Origin of the sequence: Janthinobacterium sp. BJB446 (assembly GCF_002735655.1) — a bacterium.
Taxonomy (GTDB): Bacteria; Pseudomonadota; Gammaproteobacteria; order Burkholderiales; family Burkholderiaceae_D; genus Janthinobacterium; species Janthinobacterium lividum.
On record NZ_PDZK01000001.1, the window covers coordinates 2,752,660 to 2,765,797 of the forward strand.

A 13,138-nucleotide genomic window follows, 5' to 3' on the forward strand; every position below is an offset into this window, starting at 1 on the left:
TTCTGCCAGAAACTTACTGTACAGGCCGGGCCGCCAGAAATTTAATGCCCCACCGCATGGATCGACTTTTCACCGCCAGCACGCACGGGGATGGGATAGCGCCGATCCATCCGGCCGCTCAAGGCCGTCAAGCCGAACGCGCCCAGCACGACGAGGGCACCGATCCAGCCCGTGTGCACGAGACCCAGGTGTTCGACGATCAAGCCGCCGCCCCAGGCGCCGCCGGCGATGCCCAGGTTGAAGGCGGCAATATTCAAGCCCGAAGCCACGTCGACGGCGCGGGGCGTGAAGTGCTCGGCTTGCTGCACGACATACACTTGCAGGCCAGCCACGTTACCGAAGGCCACGGCGCCCCATAGCAGCACGGTGATGACGACGAGCACGGGATGCGGCGCCGTGAAGGTCAACAGCAGCAAGACGGCCGCCAGCAGTAAAAAGATCAGTTTCAGGGCACTGACAGGGCCTTTCTTGTCGGCCAGCTTGCCGCCCCAGATATTGCCGAACGCCACGGACACGCCATACACGAGCATCACCACGCCCACGGCGCCCGCGCTGAAACCCGATACTTGCTGCAAAATCGGCGCCAAGTAGGTAAAGGCGATGAAGGAGCCGCCATAACCGACGGCCGTCATGGCATACACCAACAGCAGGCGCGGCTGGCCCAATACCTGCACTTGCTGCAGCAAGGACGCCGGTTTGCTGTGGGCGATATTCGATGGCACGTACAGCAGGCTGCCGATGAACGCCACGAGGCCCAGGGCCGAGACGGCGAGGAAGGTTTCGCGCCAGCCGAAATGCTGGCCAATGAAGGTGCCCAGCGGCACGCCCGTCACCAGGGCCACGGTCAGGCCCGTAAACATGATGGCAATCGCGCTGGCCGCCTTGTCCTTCGGCACCAGGGACGTGGCGATGGTCGAGCCGATGGAGAAGAACACGCCATGCGCCAGCCCCGTCAGGATGCGGGCGATGACGAGGGTTTCGTAGCCGGGCGATTTCCACGCCAGCAAATTACCCAAAGTAAACAAGACCATCAGGGACAATAACAATGTTTTGCGCGGGATCTTGCCCGTCAGGGCCGTCAGCACGGGCGCGCCGACGGCGACGCCCAGCGCATACAGGCTGACCAGCATGCCGGCCGATGGCAGGTTGACGCCCAGGTCCGCGGCGATGGTGGGCAACAGCCCGACGATGACAAACTCGGTGGTTCCGATGGCAAATGCGCTGAGGGTCAGCGCGAGCAAGGCAATGGGCATGGCAAACTCCGATAAATGATGTTGGCATGCAGTATCGGGGTTTTCTTTGTTTCGAAAAATACCTCATCAGACAGAAGATAATTGCGTACAGATCAACAATAGAGCGATCTGCTACACTGGCCGCATCCACACGGGATCACCACCATGAATTCAGAAAAACTGGCGCTGCTGGTCACGCGCGAAATGCCATATGGGAAATATCAGGGACGCTTGCTGGCCGACTTGCCGGGACACTACCTGGGCTGGTTCGCGCGCGAGGGCTTCCCCTCGGGCGAACTGGGCAGTCTGATTGCGCTGATGTACGAGCTCGACCACAACGATCTGCGCAGCTTGCTCGACCCCTTGCGCACGCGCAAGTCGCCGTGGCGGCCCGGGGAATAAGGCAGGCCTTAAAACTGGCGCACCTTCTTTGCCAGCATGGCGCTGAACTCGCCATTTTCCACCAGCTTTTGCAGCTCGCTGGCGCCACCGATGAGCACACCGTTGACAAAGACCATGGGAAACGTGGGCCAGCCCGTCCACATCTTGAGGGCATTGCGGCGATGCCACTGGTTCAAATAGCTGCCGTATTGCAGGTACTGGTAGGGCGTGCCCAGCACATCGAGGATCTTGCGCGCCTTGCGCGGAAACGGATTGAGCGCCATGCCGACCACCACCACCTGGTGCGCGGCGATGGCCGCCTGCACCTCGTGCACGATGTCCTTGTGTTTGCTGCCGATCAAGGGGCGGGCGGCGGAATGGATCTGGGCTTCGTCAAGGATGGCACGGGTCATGAAAGTCCTGGGATGAGTGGCACGTGGCGTGCGGATCACGCATTGTGCCATGCGCACTGCGTGGCGTGCGCTACACTGCGCCTCTTCTCTTCTTCACGTGAAATGTATGCCAGCAATCCACCCCATGCTTGAATGGCGCCGCACCCGCCGCCTGATCGGCTCGTTTCTGCTGGCGGCCAGCTGCGCCAGCGCCCACGCCGCGGCCGATCCTGGCCTCGAAAGCGGCTTGCTCCATGCGCTGCAGCTGAAAAAGGGCACCACGGAAAGAGTCGGCACCTCGGGCAAGGCCATCGCCGCCTACATGCGCGAAGGCTACATCGGCAAGCACCCCGACCAGCGCGCCGACTACACCGATTACTACCTGCTGAAAAAGCCCGCCAGCTTCATGGGGCATGAATTGGTGCTCATCGAGGAAGAATACATCACGCAATACATCGGCTGCTGTGTCAGCCCCGGCGCCGGCGTAACGGTGAAGGTGCGCGGCAACACGCAGAAGCTGCAAGCGTTCGCCCGCGCCCAGCGCTGCACCTTGACCGACCCTGTCGATGTGCAACATGCGCTGAACGACGTCGCCATCAAGACCCGGCTGCCGAAAGGCCATTACGCGTCATTGAGCTGCCGGGAACGCGATGCCGAGCGCGACGTGCCGTGAGCTGTGCCCTGGCCTGTCAGCATCCACGTGCGGAAGGGCAATATCCTGGCCTTACATGATGGTTGCCGTCGAATACGGCGACTGAGTATGCCAGCCCAGGCTCGCATACAATTTCGACCCATCTTCCGTTGCCACCAGCACCCGGCGCGCGCCGCCCGACCTTTGCCTGGCCGCCAGCGTGGCCATCAGCGCCCGCCCCAGCCCCCGACGCCGGTGGCCGGCTTCGGTGACGATGCGGTCAAACACAAAGACGCCCGCATATTCCACGGCATGGCCACTGGCAACAACAGCGCCATCGCCGGTCAGAATGCGCGCCGTCGTGATGGCCTGCGACGCCGTGACGTCAAGCAGGTACCCGGCCGGCAGAGCTGGCGCCTGCAGCCTGCCTTCATGCGTCATGAAGAACCCTCCGGGTAGTAATTGCCATCGATCCGGCAAGAGGCGGAGCAATTGTTCTCCAGAGCCACACATCTTGATGAAAATATGCGGATGGTCAATCGAGGCCGCCAGCACGCTGATGCCTGGCACAGGTCCCGAAAAAACATGGCGCCGGATTTCACCTGGCAAGCCCGTATCGACGCGCCACCCGCCGTGATCCGGCACGGGCAACGCCAAGCCACGGGCAATCGAACGTGCAGCCAGCCAGGCAGCAAGAAGGCCAGACTCAAGCAGACGCGAATTTTCTTGCTCACCCATCATTCGGCTCCCACATTCATCCTGCTGATTATCCCGGAACGCAGGCGGCGGCTACCCGCGGATCGCATTCAAAACAGCTCGTCGAGCAGCAAGTGATATTGCAGCTTGCCTTGATCGGCATCAAGGATCCCATATTGCCGCAACAACCTTTGCTGTAGCGAGGCGTCCAACTCACCGAGACCACGCCAGGCGATGGCCAGGTCCTGATAGCGGTCGGCGACGCCTGCCCGCCCTACATCGATGCAGCCGACGACGGCGCCTTCGTGCAGGAGGATATTATCCAGCGAGAAATCGCCATGCGTGACGACGAGGTCGGGTGCGAGGGGTAGGCGCTCCTGCAGCGCCAGCCACACTTGCTCCGTTGTCCAGCCTGCCCGGCCGGCATCGAAATCGCCCGCATCGACCAGGCCCGCATCGATGCGCTGGCGCGCCTGGGGCAGCCGGACAGCATGGCCGGCGTCGAACGGGCAGTCGCTCACGGGCAGCGCGTGCAGGCGGCGCAGGAAGGCCGCCAGCGCGTCGGCCACGGCGAAGCCCAGCGCAGGGTTCGCTTCCAGCAGCGCTGACGCCGTTGTGCCTGGGATGGCCGTCATCAGCAGCCATGCCTGGTCCGGGTCTGCCACGCGGGCGAACTCGACCACGGCAGGCACGGGCAGGTATTGCGCCAGCCAGCGCAGGCGCGCCAGTTCATCGGCGATGTCGGCGGCGGCACAACCCCTGCCGTGCTTCAGGTAAAGGTCCGGCGCACCGTCCCTGCCATGCAGGCGGTAGACGGCAGCGTCCGACTCGCCGCCACTGTCGCGCGCCCATTGATAAGCAGCCACGGCGGCGGACAGGCTGGCGGGCATGGCTGCCGTCACGGCGGCTTGCTTGCTTTTGGATAGCTTCATCTGCCTGGCCTTTTCTCTATCCCAGCGGCACGTACAAGCCCATCTTGAGACAGGTCAAGGCCACCGAGGTGCGGTAGCGCCGGATATTGTCGTCGCCGCCGAACAGGCGTTCCGTCAGCGCTTCGTATTCGGCCATGCTGCTGGCTGTAATGATCAGCAGGTAGTCCGCCTCGCCGGTGATCCCGTAGCACTGCTGTATGGCAGGCTCGGCCATGATGCGCGCGCGCATGCCGGCCGTGCGCTGCGGGTGCTCGTCGTGCAAATGCACTTCCACCGTCAGGATCAGGGGGCGGCCCAGGCGGCTCGCGTCGAGCACGGCCACTTCATGACGGATCACGCCGCTCTCGCGCAGGCGGCGGATGCGCCGCTGCACGGCCGGTGCGGACAGGTGCACGGCCTGGGCGATTTCGCGCTGCGAGGTCGTGTTATCGCGCTGCAAGATGTCGAGGATCGCCAGGTCGAAGGTATCGAGGGCAAGGGAAGGCGTGAGCGAAAGTTGCGTCATGAAGGTCAAAATGCAGTGCAAATATCGGAGCAGACACAATAAACTTTCGCTATTCCGATATCAAGCCTTTTATCACCATGCCATTACGCCGCTATTCCTCGTTGATTCCCCTGCTGGCCATCCTCGGCTCAGTCACCTGCCTGGGACTGGGCACGTCATGGGCCAAGCACAGCCTGTTCCCGCTGGTGGGCGCACAGGGCACGACGGCCGTGCGCGTGGGCTTTTCCGCCTTGCTGCTGTTGCTGTTCTGGCGCCCGTGGCGCTGGCAGCTGAGCCGCGCCGACCTGCGCACCGTGGCCCTGTACGGCGCGGCGCTGGGCTTGACGAACCTGTGCTTCTACATGGCCTTGCGCACGATTCCGTTCGGCATCGCCGTGGCGATCGAGTTTTCCGGCCCGCTGGCCGTGGCCCTGCTCGCCTCGCGCCGCCCCATCGACTTCGTCTGGGTGGCCCTGGCCGTGGCGGGACTGGCGCTGCTGCTGCCGCTCGGCCACGACGTCAGCAACCTCGATCCTACTGGCGTGCTGTTCGCCCTGGGCGCCGCAGTCTGCTGGGCCTCGTATATCGTCTTCGGCAAGCGCGCCAGCCATTTGCATGCGGGCCACTCCGTGTCGCTGGGCCTGGCCATGGCAGCCCTGGTGGTCGTGCCCGTCGGCGTGATGCACAGTGGCGCCGCCCTGCTCTCGCCTGTCGTGCTGGCCGTGGGGCTGGGCGTGGCCCTCATTTCCAGCGCCATTCCGATCTCGCTGGAAATGGTGGCCCTGAAGCGGCTGACGCCGCAAGCGTTCGGCATCATGAGCAGCATGGAACCGGCCGTGGCTGCCATGCTGGCGTACATCCTGCTCGACGAGCGCCTCGGTGCCCCGCAATGGCTGGCCATCGCCATGATCATGGCGGCATCGATGGGCAGCTCCTACATGGCGCAGCGCATGAAGAAAGCGGCGCCGGCCGCCGCCGTGCATACCTGAACCTCAGTGCGCGGCCGCACCCGCCACATGGGCGGCCAGGTTCTTGCGCGCCAGCCACGCCAGCGGCAGCAAGGCGAGCAATGCGGCAGCCACGCCTGCCCACGGCGACGAGGCCATCAACTGGCGCGAGACCATCAGCGCCCCCAGCATGGAGCCGAAGGAAATGCCCAGGTTGAACGCGGAAATGTTCAGGCCCGAAGCAAAATCGACGGCTTGCGGCGTATAGCGCTCGGCCGTGGCCAGCATGCCGGCCTGCAGGGCGGGCGACAGGCCGAAGGCGAACACGCCCCAGACGAACAGCATCGCCGTCATCATCCATGGCGAGCTGATACTCAAGGCAACGCCAGCTTGCGTGACGGCCAGCAATAGCAGCATCGCACGCAAGGCCTTTTGCCAGCCCAGGTGGCTGGTCAGGTAGCCGCCCGCCAGGTTGCCGGCAAAGGTGGCGACACCGAACACGATCAGCAAGGCGCTGGCCATGGTGGCGGAGAAACCCGTCACATCCGTCAGGATGGGCGTAATGAACGTGAACGCGGCAAAGCTGCTGCCAAAGCCGAACGTCGTCACCGCCATCATGGTGAGGATGGGGCCGCTGCCGAGGGCCGCCAGCTGCGTCATGGCCTTGCCGCCCTTGCCCTGCTGTAAGCCGGCCGGCAGCCAGCGCGCCATTGCCGCCAGACCCAGCGCAGCCAGCACGGCGACGGCAAAAAAGGGCAAGCGCCAGCCCATCAGGTTGCCGAGGAAGCTGCCGAACGGCACGCCGATCACCATGGCCAACGTCAGGCCCGCAAACATCACGGAAATCGCCCTGCCCGCCTGCGCCTTGTCCACCAGGCTGGCGGCCACGGTGGCGCCAATGGCAAAGTAGGTGCCGTGCGCCACGGCCGTGATGACCCGTCCCAGCAGCAACAGTTCAAACGTGTGCGAAAAGGCGGCCAGCAGGTTACCGGCAAGGAACACGCTCATCAGGCCCAGCAATGCCGCCTTGCGCGGCAGGCGCGACATCAGCAGCACCAGCAGCGGCGTGCCGATGGCCAGCGCCAGCGCATACAGGCTGACCAGCGAGCCGGCCGATTCGATGGAAATGTGCAAATCCTTGGCAATGGTCGGCAGGATGCCGACGACGATGAATTCGGTGACGCCGATGGCAAAGGCGCCGACGGCCAGCGCCAGCACGCCGGGCGGCATCTTGCTGGCTGAAGGGGAAACAGGGCTTGCGGTGGTCATGGTATTTCTCCGGCAGAGTTCAAGCCAGCCAGTGTATCGATGGAAACGCTTTTGATATAGACTCCAATAATGGAAACACCTGTGAAATGGATTCAATAATGGCCAGGCAAGACATCAACCGCGCGTTCGAGATGGCCGTGTTCGTGGCCGTGGTGGAAACGGGCGCCTTTTCCGCCGCCGCGCGCCGCCTGGCCTTGACGCCGTCGGCCGTCAGCAAACTCGTCAATCGCCTGGAAGCGCGGCTCGGCGCCCGTTTGCTCCAGCGCAGCACGCGCCAGCTGCACACGACGCCCGAGGGCGACGCCTTCTTCGTGCAGTGCAAGCGCATCCTCGACGATATCGATGGCGCCGAGCGCGAAGCGGCCCAGGGCGCGGCGCCGCGCGGGCGCCTGCGCATCAACTGCTTCGTGCCGTTCGGCGTTCGCCATCTGCTGCCCATCCTGCCCGAATTCGCGCAGCGCTATCCCGACATCGTGCTTGACGTGGTGGTCAGCGATGCCATCGTCGACTTGCTGGAAGACCGCACGGACATCGCCATCCGCACGGGCAAGCTGAAGGAATCGAACCTGGTGGCGCGCAAGCTGGGCGAAGACGCGATGGTCGTGGTGGCCTCGCCCGCGTATGTGGCGCGCCACGGCCTGCCGCGCACACCGCAAGACTTATCCACGCACAATCTGCTGGCCTTCAATTTCCGCTGCCAGAACGAAACCTGGCCCTTCCTCGATGAGGCTGGCAACACAGTGCAGGTGGCGCCGCAGGGCAATACCTGCGTCAGCGATGGCGAAAGCATGCGCCAGCTGGTGCTGGCAGGCATGGGACTGGGACGCTTTTCGCGCCAGCACGTGCTGCGCGATATCGAGCAAGGCGATTTGATACCCGTGCTGCAGGACTACAATCCGGGCGACAAGGAACTCGTGCACGCCGTCTTCGTGGGGCCGGGCCTGCAAGTGCCGGCCAGGGTGCGCGTGATGCTTGATTATCTGCTGGAAAAAGTAAAACTGGGGTGAGCGCCGCCGACAAGCAGCGCGTCCTATAATCGGCCCTATCGTTGATATCGTTGAAACTTCAGGGAGCCGCGTCATGCACGATGACTTGATCCACACCTTGCAAACCCGCTTCAGCCAGCACATGCACCGCCATCCGGACTTGACGTGGGACAGCGTGCTGGCGCGCTTGAAGGCCGCTCCCGCCAGCCTGGCCGCCTTGCAGCAAATGGAAGACACGGGCGGCGAACCGGACGTCATCGGACATGCCGGCGACACGGGCGCCGTCACGTTTTGCGATTGTTCCGCAGAAAGCCCCATCGGCCGGCGCAGCCTGTGTTTCGATGCCGCGGCCCTGGCCGCGCGCAAGGCCAACAAGCCGGCCGGCAACGCGGTTGCCATGGCGCAAGCGATGGGTATCGCATTGCTGACGCAGGCGCAATACCGCCAGTTGCAGGAACTGGAACCGTTCGACCGCAAGACCTCGAGCTGGATCGCGACGCCCGACAGCATCCGGGCGCTGGGCGGCGCCCTGTTTTGCGACCGCCGCTATGAACAGGTCTTCGTCTACCACAATGGCGCCGAATCGTATTATGCGAGCCGGGGTTTCCGTGGACGACTCAAGGTCTGACAGCCGCTGGCTCAGGCCAGCTCTTCCAGCCGCAACTGCCGGCCTTCATCGAACATCAGCTCGAACTCGGCCGCCGGCACGGCCGGGCTAAACAGATAGCCCTGCAACTGGTCGCAACCGAGTTCGCGCAGGAAGCGCATCTGTTCGGCCGTTTCCACCCCTTCGGCGACGATTTCCTGGCGCAACTGCTGCGCCATGGTGACGATGGCGCGGGCGATGGCGCAATCGTTTTCCTCGAAGGGCAAGCCGATGACGAAGGAGCGGTCGATTTTCAAGGTACTGATGGGGAATTTCTTCAGGTAGGCGAGGCTGGAATAGCCGGTGCCGAAGTCGTCCAGCGCCAGCGCCAGGCCCATGGCCACCAGCTGGTTCATGATGTCGATCACCTTGTCAGCGCCGCGCATCAGCAGGCTTTCCGTGATTTCCAGCATGATCTGGTCGGGCCGCACGCCATAGCGTTCCAGCACGGCCGCTATGCGCGCGGGCAATTGTTCATCGAACTGGCGCGCCGACAGGTTGACGGCGATGGCCGGCATGTGCAGGCCCCGGTCTTCCCAGCTGCGGATCTGGCGGCACGCCTCGTCCAGCACCCAGGTGCCCAGCTCCAGGATCAAACTGGTTTCCTCGGCGACGGGGATGAAGACGCCGGGCGAGACCATGCCGCGCATCGGATGCTTCCAGCGCAGCAAGGCTTCCGCGCCGACGATGCGCCCGCTGGCCAGGCTCACTTTCGGCTGGTAGTGCAATTCCAGCTCCTTGTCGCCCAAGGCCAAACGCATTTCGCTTTCCAGCCGCAAATGTTCCTTGGCCCGGCGGTTCATGTCTTCGCGGTAAAACAGGAAGGTCGATTCGATGGTCTGGCTTGCCTTGGAGACGGCCACGTCGGCAAAGCGGAACAGGGCCGGCGCTTCCAGGCCGTCTTCCGGATACACGGTGATGCCGATGCTGGCGCCCACGTGCAGGGCGTGCGTATCGATATTGATCGGCGCTTCGAGCAAATTGAGCAGCTTTTGCGCCACATTCGCCGCGTGTTCGCGCTTTTCGATATGCAGCAGGGCCACGACGAACTTGCTGTTGTCGACCCGCGCCAGGATGTCCGCGTCGCGCAGGGCGCCACGGAACAGCTGGCCGATGGCGATCACCAGCTGGTCGCCCACTTCATGGCCCAGCGTGTCACTGATGGAACCGATGCGGCTGATGTCGATGACCATCAGCGCGCCATGCGTGCCCTGGCGTTTCGCTTCGGCCAGGCCCTGGTCGACCAATTGGTTCAGCAGGCAGCGGTTGGGCAAGCCCGTCAGGCTGTCGTAGTTGGCCATGCGCTGCATGCGCGCTTCGGCATCCTTGTGCACCGAGATATCGGAAAACAGGGAAAACACGTGGCTGATTTCGCCAAATTCATCGCGCACGACGCTGATGGTGACGTCTTGCGGGAACAGTTCGCCATTCTTGCGCTTGCCGATGATTTCGCCGCGCCAGGAGCCGTGTCCCCGCATGGCGGCGCGCACCTTGGCGCGGAAATCGGGGTCGTGCACGCCAGAACGCAGCAAGTCCGGCGTGCGGCCGATGGCTTCTGCCGGCGAATAGCCGGTGATGCGGCTGAAGGAACTGTTGATCGAGACGATGCGCTCTTCCGCATCCGTGATCAGCACGGCTTGCTCGCTGTCTTCGATGATGCGCGCGTGCAACCTGACCTTGTCCACGTCGGACAGGGGCTCGCTCATGGCCGACAGGCGCACGGCCATGCCGCACGCCTTGCCGGCCTGGTCGTGGATCACGTGGCGGTGCATGCGCAACCACGTCACCATGCCCGACTTCTTGCGCCGGCGCACATCGGTGGCCACGTCGCCCTGGGTGAAATGCAGCTCCAGCACGCTCGCTTCCGCGTCGTCTTCCGGATACAAAAACAGGATGTGCTGGCCCAGCGCTTCCAGTTCGGAATAGCCGAACATCTGTTCGGCCCCATGGTTCCAGCCGATCAAAAAGCCATCGGGATCGATTTCCAGCAAGGCGTCGGCCGGCGCCACGCGCACCACGGGGCGGCTGGCGCCGCGCAGCCGCTCCAGTTCTTCCTCCAGCCGCGCCATGGTGGCGGCCTGCTGCGGCCCCGCCTGTTCACGGGCATCCTGGGCCAGGCGCAGGCACAGCGCAACCTTCGCCTCAAGCATGGCAACCCCACTCTAGAGCCAGGTCAGGGGAACATATCAGGGGCGCTGCGGTGTGTGTAATCATCAAAATCCCACTATGGGGCGTGGAGGTCGGGCGGGAAATACTGTGAATATGGTAACTTAAAAGTGTTGGCGTATGTCAACATTTTAAGGCCTACGCCGAATGGCCCGGCAGATGCTGCGCCAGGCGGGCAAACACATCCGGTTCGCGCATGCGCGCCATCCACCAGCGCAGCGCCGCGCCATCCTCGCCCACTCGCCAGGCCAGGTAAAACGTTTCCGACGGTTTCGGTTCTTCCACGGCCTTTTCCACCAGCAAGCCGCGCGCGATGGCGGCGCGGGCGCACGGCCCCGGCAGGAAGCCAAAACCCAGCCCCAGCACCTGGTAGTCGAACTTGACCTGCATGTTCGGCACGCTCAAGGCATCTTGCCCCAGCAGCAGCCCCACCGTGCGCGGCGCCATCTGGCGCGCCGAATCGGCCACCACCACGGCCCGGTGCTGCTGCAGGTGGCCGCGCGACAAAGGTTCCCGCACCTGGGCCAGAGGATGCGTGGGCGCCACGGCAAAGACGAAGTCGAGCATGCCGATCGGCTGCGCGATATAGCCGCCGCCGGCCGGCCCGTCGCCGGGCGCGCCCACCAGCAAGTCGGCGCGCCGGTCCAGCAGCGCTTCCCACGTGCCCGACAGGGTGTCCTGCGACAGGCGCAAACGCGTCTGCTGCGCCACGTCGTAGAAGGCGCGCACGTCGTCGGCCAGGGCCACGGCGGAAAACATGGAGTCGATGCCGATGGACAATTCCGTTTCCCAGCCGGATGCCACCCTGCGCACGCGGTGCTCGAGGTCCTGCGCCGCCTTCAACAGATAACGGCCCTCCTTCAGCAATTCCTGGCCGGCCGCCGTCAGCATGACTTTCGGGCCATTGCGCTGGAACACTTGCACGCCCAGGTCGTCTTCCAGCTTGGCCACGGTATAGGAAATGGTGGACGGGACTTTATGCAACTCCTTGCCGGCCGACGAGAACGATCCGCGGCGGTCGATGGCGTCAACGATTTGCAGGGCTTCCAGGCTCAGTCTTAACATTCGATTTTTTCGATCATAGGTCGCAAGATTTTCCGTTTTTCTTTCTCTGCAGAGGGGCCTATACTTTGTTCATCGTACAGCGAGGGGCAGAAAAGACGCCACGGCACAGCGCCAGGCAACGGTCCTTCGAAATTATCGCACATTAACTTATAGAAACGGAGTCCACCATGTTACAGATTCGTCATAGCGAAGAACGCGGCGCCGCCAACCACGGCTGGCTCAATTCCCACCACAGCTTTTCCTTCGGCAGCTACCACGATCCGCTGCATATGGGCTTTGGCCCCTTGCTGGTGATCAATGAAGACCGGGTCACGCCAGGCCAGGGTTTCGGCACGCACGGCCACCGCGACATGGAAATCATTTCGTATGTGCTCGACGGCGCGCTGGAACACAAGGACAGCATGGGCACGGGCTCCGTCCTGCACTACGGCGATGTGCAGCGCATGAGCGCCGGCAGCGGCGTGCGCCACAGCGAGTTCAACCACTCGGCAACGGATGGCTTGCACTTCCTGCAGATCTGGATCCAGCCGAACGTGACGGGCATTCCGCCCAGCTATGAAGAGAAACACTTCACGCCGGAAAGCAAACGGGGCAAGCTGCGCCTGATCGCCTCGAGCGACGGCCGCCAGGGTTCCGTGCTGATCCACCAGAATGCGGCCATCTACGCCAGCATCCTGCAGGAAGGCGAACAGGCCGAACATGCGCTCGACGACGGCCGCCTCGCCTATGTGCACCTGATCCGCGGCAGCCTGGTGGTCAACGGCACGCCATTGAAAGCGGGCGATGCGCTGAAACTGACGCAGGAAGCCAGCGTCATCATCACGCAGCCGGAAGACGCGGAATTCCTCGTCTTCGACTTACCCAAATAATTGATCAATATAGAAAAAGAGAAAAATCATGGAAAACAAAACCAACGTCTTGCTGCCCCTCGGCCGTGCCGCCCTTGGCGTGCTGTTCTTTGTCTCGGGCTTGCTGAAAATCGGCGGCTTTGCGGGCGTGGCCGGCTACATGGCCAGCCAGGGCTTGCCGATCGCCAATATTTTGCTGGTGGGCGTGATCGTGCTGGAAGTGGGCGGCGGCCTGCTGCTGATCACGGGCTGGCAGGCGCGCTGGGCGGCGCTGGCCCTGGCGCTGTTCCTGATCCCCACCACAGTGATCTTCCACGCCTTCTGGAGCGCCGACGCGGCCCACTTCCAGGACCAGTTGACGAATTTCCTGAAGAACCTGTCCATCTTCGGCGGCATGCTGTTGCTGGTGGAGCGCGGTTTTCGCCAGGCCAAATAAGGCCAAGGCTGCCTGACCGGACGGGCC

General features: G+C 63.6%; 15 protein-coding genes. 7 read left to right on the forward strand and 8 right to left on the reverse strand.

Translation table 11 applies throughout. From position 1 onward, the window contains the following. Positions 1–41 precede the first annotated feature (41 nt). Positions 42–1,253, reverse strand: a complete 1,212-nt coding sequence (locus CSQ92_RS12145; protein ID WP_099394233.1) for an MFS transporter — start codon at positions 1,251–1,253, stop codon at positions 42–44. A 144-nt stretch (positions 1,254–1,397) separates the two neighbouring features. Here CSQ92_RS12145 and CSQ92_RS12150 point away from each other — a divergent pair, with 144 nt between their 5' ends. After that, positions 1,398–1,634 (forward strand): DUF3820 family protein, encoded by a 237-nt coding sequence (locus CSQ92_RS12150; RefSeq protein ID WP_034749909.1) that lies wholly within the window; start codon positions 1,398–1,400, stop codon positions 1,632–1,634. Between the two features lie 8 nt (positions 1,635–1,642). Here the strand turns inward: CSQ92_RS12150 and CSQ92_RS12155 are convergent, their stop codons facing one another. Next, positions 1,643–2,026, reverse strand: coding sequence for a glutaredoxin domain-containing protein (locus CSQ92_RS12155; protein ID WP_099394234.1), 384 nt, complete (start codon positions 2,024–2,026; stop codon positions 1,643–1,645). Between the two features lie 124 nt (positions 2,027–2,150). Here CSQ92_RS12155 and CSQ92_RS12160 point away from each other — a divergent pair, with 124 nt between their 5' ends. Continuing rightward, positions 2,151–2,678: a hypothetical protein gene (locus tag CSQ92_RS12160; protein WP_099394235.1), complete on the forward strand. Its 528-nt coding sequence runs from the start codon at positions 2,151–2,153 to the stop codon at positions 2,676–2,678. Positions 2,679–2,729: 51 nt separating this feature from the next. On the opposite strand, the gene CSQ92_RS12165 is transcribed toward CSQ92_RS12160, so the two are convergent. The 3 genes from CSQ92_RS12165 to CSQ92_RS12175 all read right to left on the reverse strand — a co-directional run bounded on the left by CSQ92_RS12165 (position 2,730) and on the right by CSQ92_RS12175 (position 4,769). Further along, complete coding sequence (locus tag CSQ92_RS12165; RefSeq protein ID WP_180277001.1) at positions 2,730–3,374, reverse strand: GNAT family N-acetyltransferase; 645 nt, start codon at positions 3,372–3,374, stop codon at positions 2,730–2,732. Between the two features lie 68 nt (positions 3,375–3,442). Continuing rightward, the gene (locus CSQ92_RS12170; RefSeq protein WP_099394237.1) at positions 3,443–4,264 is read right to left on the reverse strand and encodes an APH(3')-I family aminoglycoside O-phosphotransferase; all 822 of its coding nucleotides are present in this window, start codon (positions 4,262–4,264) and stop codon (positions 3,443–3,445) included. Positions 4,265–4,280: 16 nt separating this feature from the next. Beyond that, positions 4,281–4,769: an Lrp/AsnC family transcriptional regulator gene (locus CSQ92_RS12175; protein WP_070255798.1), complete on the reverse strand. Its 489-nt coding sequence runs from the start codon at positions 4,767–4,769 to the stop codon at positions 4,281–4,283. Positions 4,770–4,846: 77 nt separating this feature from the next. Between CSQ92_RS12175 and CSQ92_RS12180 the strand changes: the two genes are divergently transcribed. Further along, positions 4,847–5,737, forward strand: a complete 891-nt coding sequence (locus tag CSQ92_RS12180; RefSeq protein WP_099394238.1) for an EamA family transporter — start codon at positions 4,847–4,849, stop codon at positions 5,735–5,737. 3 nt (positions 5,738–5,740) lie between these two features. On the opposite strand, the gene CSQ92_RS12185 is transcribed toward CSQ92_RS12180, so the two are convergent. After that, on the reverse strand, positions 5,741–6,964 hold the full coding sequence (locus CSQ92_RS12185) for an MFS transporter (RefSeq protein WP_180277002.1): 1,224 nt from the start codon (positions 6,962–6,964) through the stop codon (positions 5,741–5,743). Between the two features lie 98 nt (positions 6,965–7,062). On the opposite strand from CSQ92_RS12185, the gene CSQ92_RS12190 reads away from it, so the two are divergent. Continuing rightward, positions 7,063–7,971, forward strand: coding sequence for a LysR family transcriptional regulator (locus CSQ92_RS12190; protein ID WP_099394239.1), 909 nt, complete (start codon positions 7,063–7,065; stop codon positions 7,969–7,971). Between the two features lie 73 nt (positions 7,972–8,044). Beyond that, positions 8,045–8,578: a DUF4256 domain-containing protein gene (locus tag CSQ92_RS12195; protein ID WP_099394240.1), complete on the forward strand. Its 534-nt coding sequence runs from the start codon at positions 8,045–8,047 to the stop codon at positions 8,576–8,578. Between the two features lie 11 nt (positions 8,579–8,589). Here the strand turns inward: CSQ92_RS12195 and CSQ92_RS12200 are convergent, their stop codons facing one another. Both CSQ92_RS12200 and CSQ92_RS12205 read right to left on the reverse strand, forming a co-directional pair. Continuing rightward, complete coding sequence (locus tag CSQ92_RS12200; protein WP_070255576.1) at positions 8,590–10,746, reverse strand: putative bifunctional diguanylate cyclase/phosphodiesterase; 2,157 nt, start codon at positions 10,744–10,746, stop codon at positions 8,590–8,592. Positions 10,747–10,900: 154 nt separating this feature from the next. Then, entirely contained in the window at positions 10,901–11,827 is a 927-nt protein-coding gene (locus tag CSQ92_RS12205) for a LysR family transcriptional regulator (protein WP_099388372.1), read from the reverse strand. A 167-nt stretch (positions 11,828–11,994) separates the two neighbouring features. On the opposite strand from CSQ92_RS12205, the gene CSQ92_RS12210 reads away from it, so the two are divergent. Together CSQ92_RS12210 and CSQ92_RS12215 are read left to right on the forward strand one after the other, a co-directional pair. Next, a complete protein-coding gene (locus tag CSQ92_RS12210) occupies positions 11,995–12,696 on the forward strand; it encodes a pirin family protein (protein ID WP_099394241.1) in 702 nt (233 codons plus the stop codon). A gap of 28 nt (positions 12,697–12,724) precedes the next feature. Beyond that, the gene (locus CSQ92_RS12215; protein ID WP_099394242.1) at positions 12,725–13,111 is read left to right on the forward strand and encodes a DoxX family protein; all 387 of its coding nucleotides are present in this window, start codon (positions 12,725–12,727) and stop codon (positions 13,109–13,111) included. Positions 13,112–13,138 lie beyond the last annotated feature (27 nt).

Coding starts and splice junctions, on each gene's coding strand:
- CSQ92_RS12145 (WP_099394233.1), bottom strand. CDS start 1,253: ATGCCCATTGCCTTGCTCGCGCTGACCCTCAGCGCATTTGCCATCGGA.
- CSQ92_RS12150 (WP_034749909.1), top strand. CDS start 1,398: ATGAATTCAGAAAAACTGGCGCTGCTGGTCACGCGCGAAATGCCATAT.
- CSQ92_RS12155 (WP_099394234.1), bottom strand. CDS start 2,026: ATGACCCGTGCCATCCTTGACGAAGCCCAGATCCATTCCGCCGCCCGC.
- CSQ92_RS12160 (WP_099394235.1), top strand. CDS start 2,151: ATGCTTGAATGGCGCCGCACCCGCCGCCTGATCGGCTCGTTTCTGCTG.
- CSQ92_RS12165 (WP_180277001.1), bottom strand. CDS start 3,374: ATGGGTGAGCAAGAAAATTCGCGTCTGCTTGAGTCTGGCCTTCTTGCT.
- CSQ92_RS12170 (WP_099394237.1), bottom strand. CDS start 4,264: ATGAAGCTATCCAAAAGCAAGCAAGCCGCCGTGACGGCAGCCATGCCC.
- CSQ92_RS12175 (WP_070255798.1), bottom strand. CDS start 4,769: ATGACGCAACTTTCGCTCACGCCTTCCCTTGCCCTCGATACCTTCGAC.
- CSQ92_RS12180 (WP_099394238.1), top strand. CDS start 4,847: ATGCCATTACGCCGCTATTCCTCGTTGATTCCCCTGCTGGCCATCCTC.
- CSQ92_RS12185 (WP_180277002.1), bottom strand. CDS start 6,964: ATGACCACCGCAAGCCCTGTTTCCCCTTCAGCCAGCAAGATGCCGCCC.
- CSQ92_RS12190 (WP_099394239.1), top strand. CDS start 7,063: ATGGCCAGGCAAGACATCAACCGCGCGTTCGAGATGGCCGTGTTCGTG.
- CSQ92_RS12195 (WP_099394240.1), top strand. CDS start 8,045: ATGCACGATGACTTGATCCACACCTTGCAAACCCGCTTCAGCCAGCAC.
- CSQ92_RS12200 (WP_070255576.1), bottom strand. CDS start 10,746: ATGCTTGAGGCGAAGGTTGCGCTGTGCCTGCGCCTGGCCCAGGATGCC.
- CSQ92_RS12205 (WP_099388372.1), bottom strand. CDS start 11,827: ATGTTAAGACTGAGCCTGGAAGCCCTGCAAATCGTTGACGCCATCGAC.
- CSQ92_RS12210 (WP_099394241.1), top strand. CDS start 11,995: ATGTTACAGATTCGTCATAGCGAAGAACGCGGCGCCGCCAACCACGGC.
- CSQ92_RS12215 (WP_099394242.1), top strand. CDS start 12,725: ATGGAAAACAAAACCAACGTCTTGCTGCCCCTCGGCCGTGCCGCCCTT.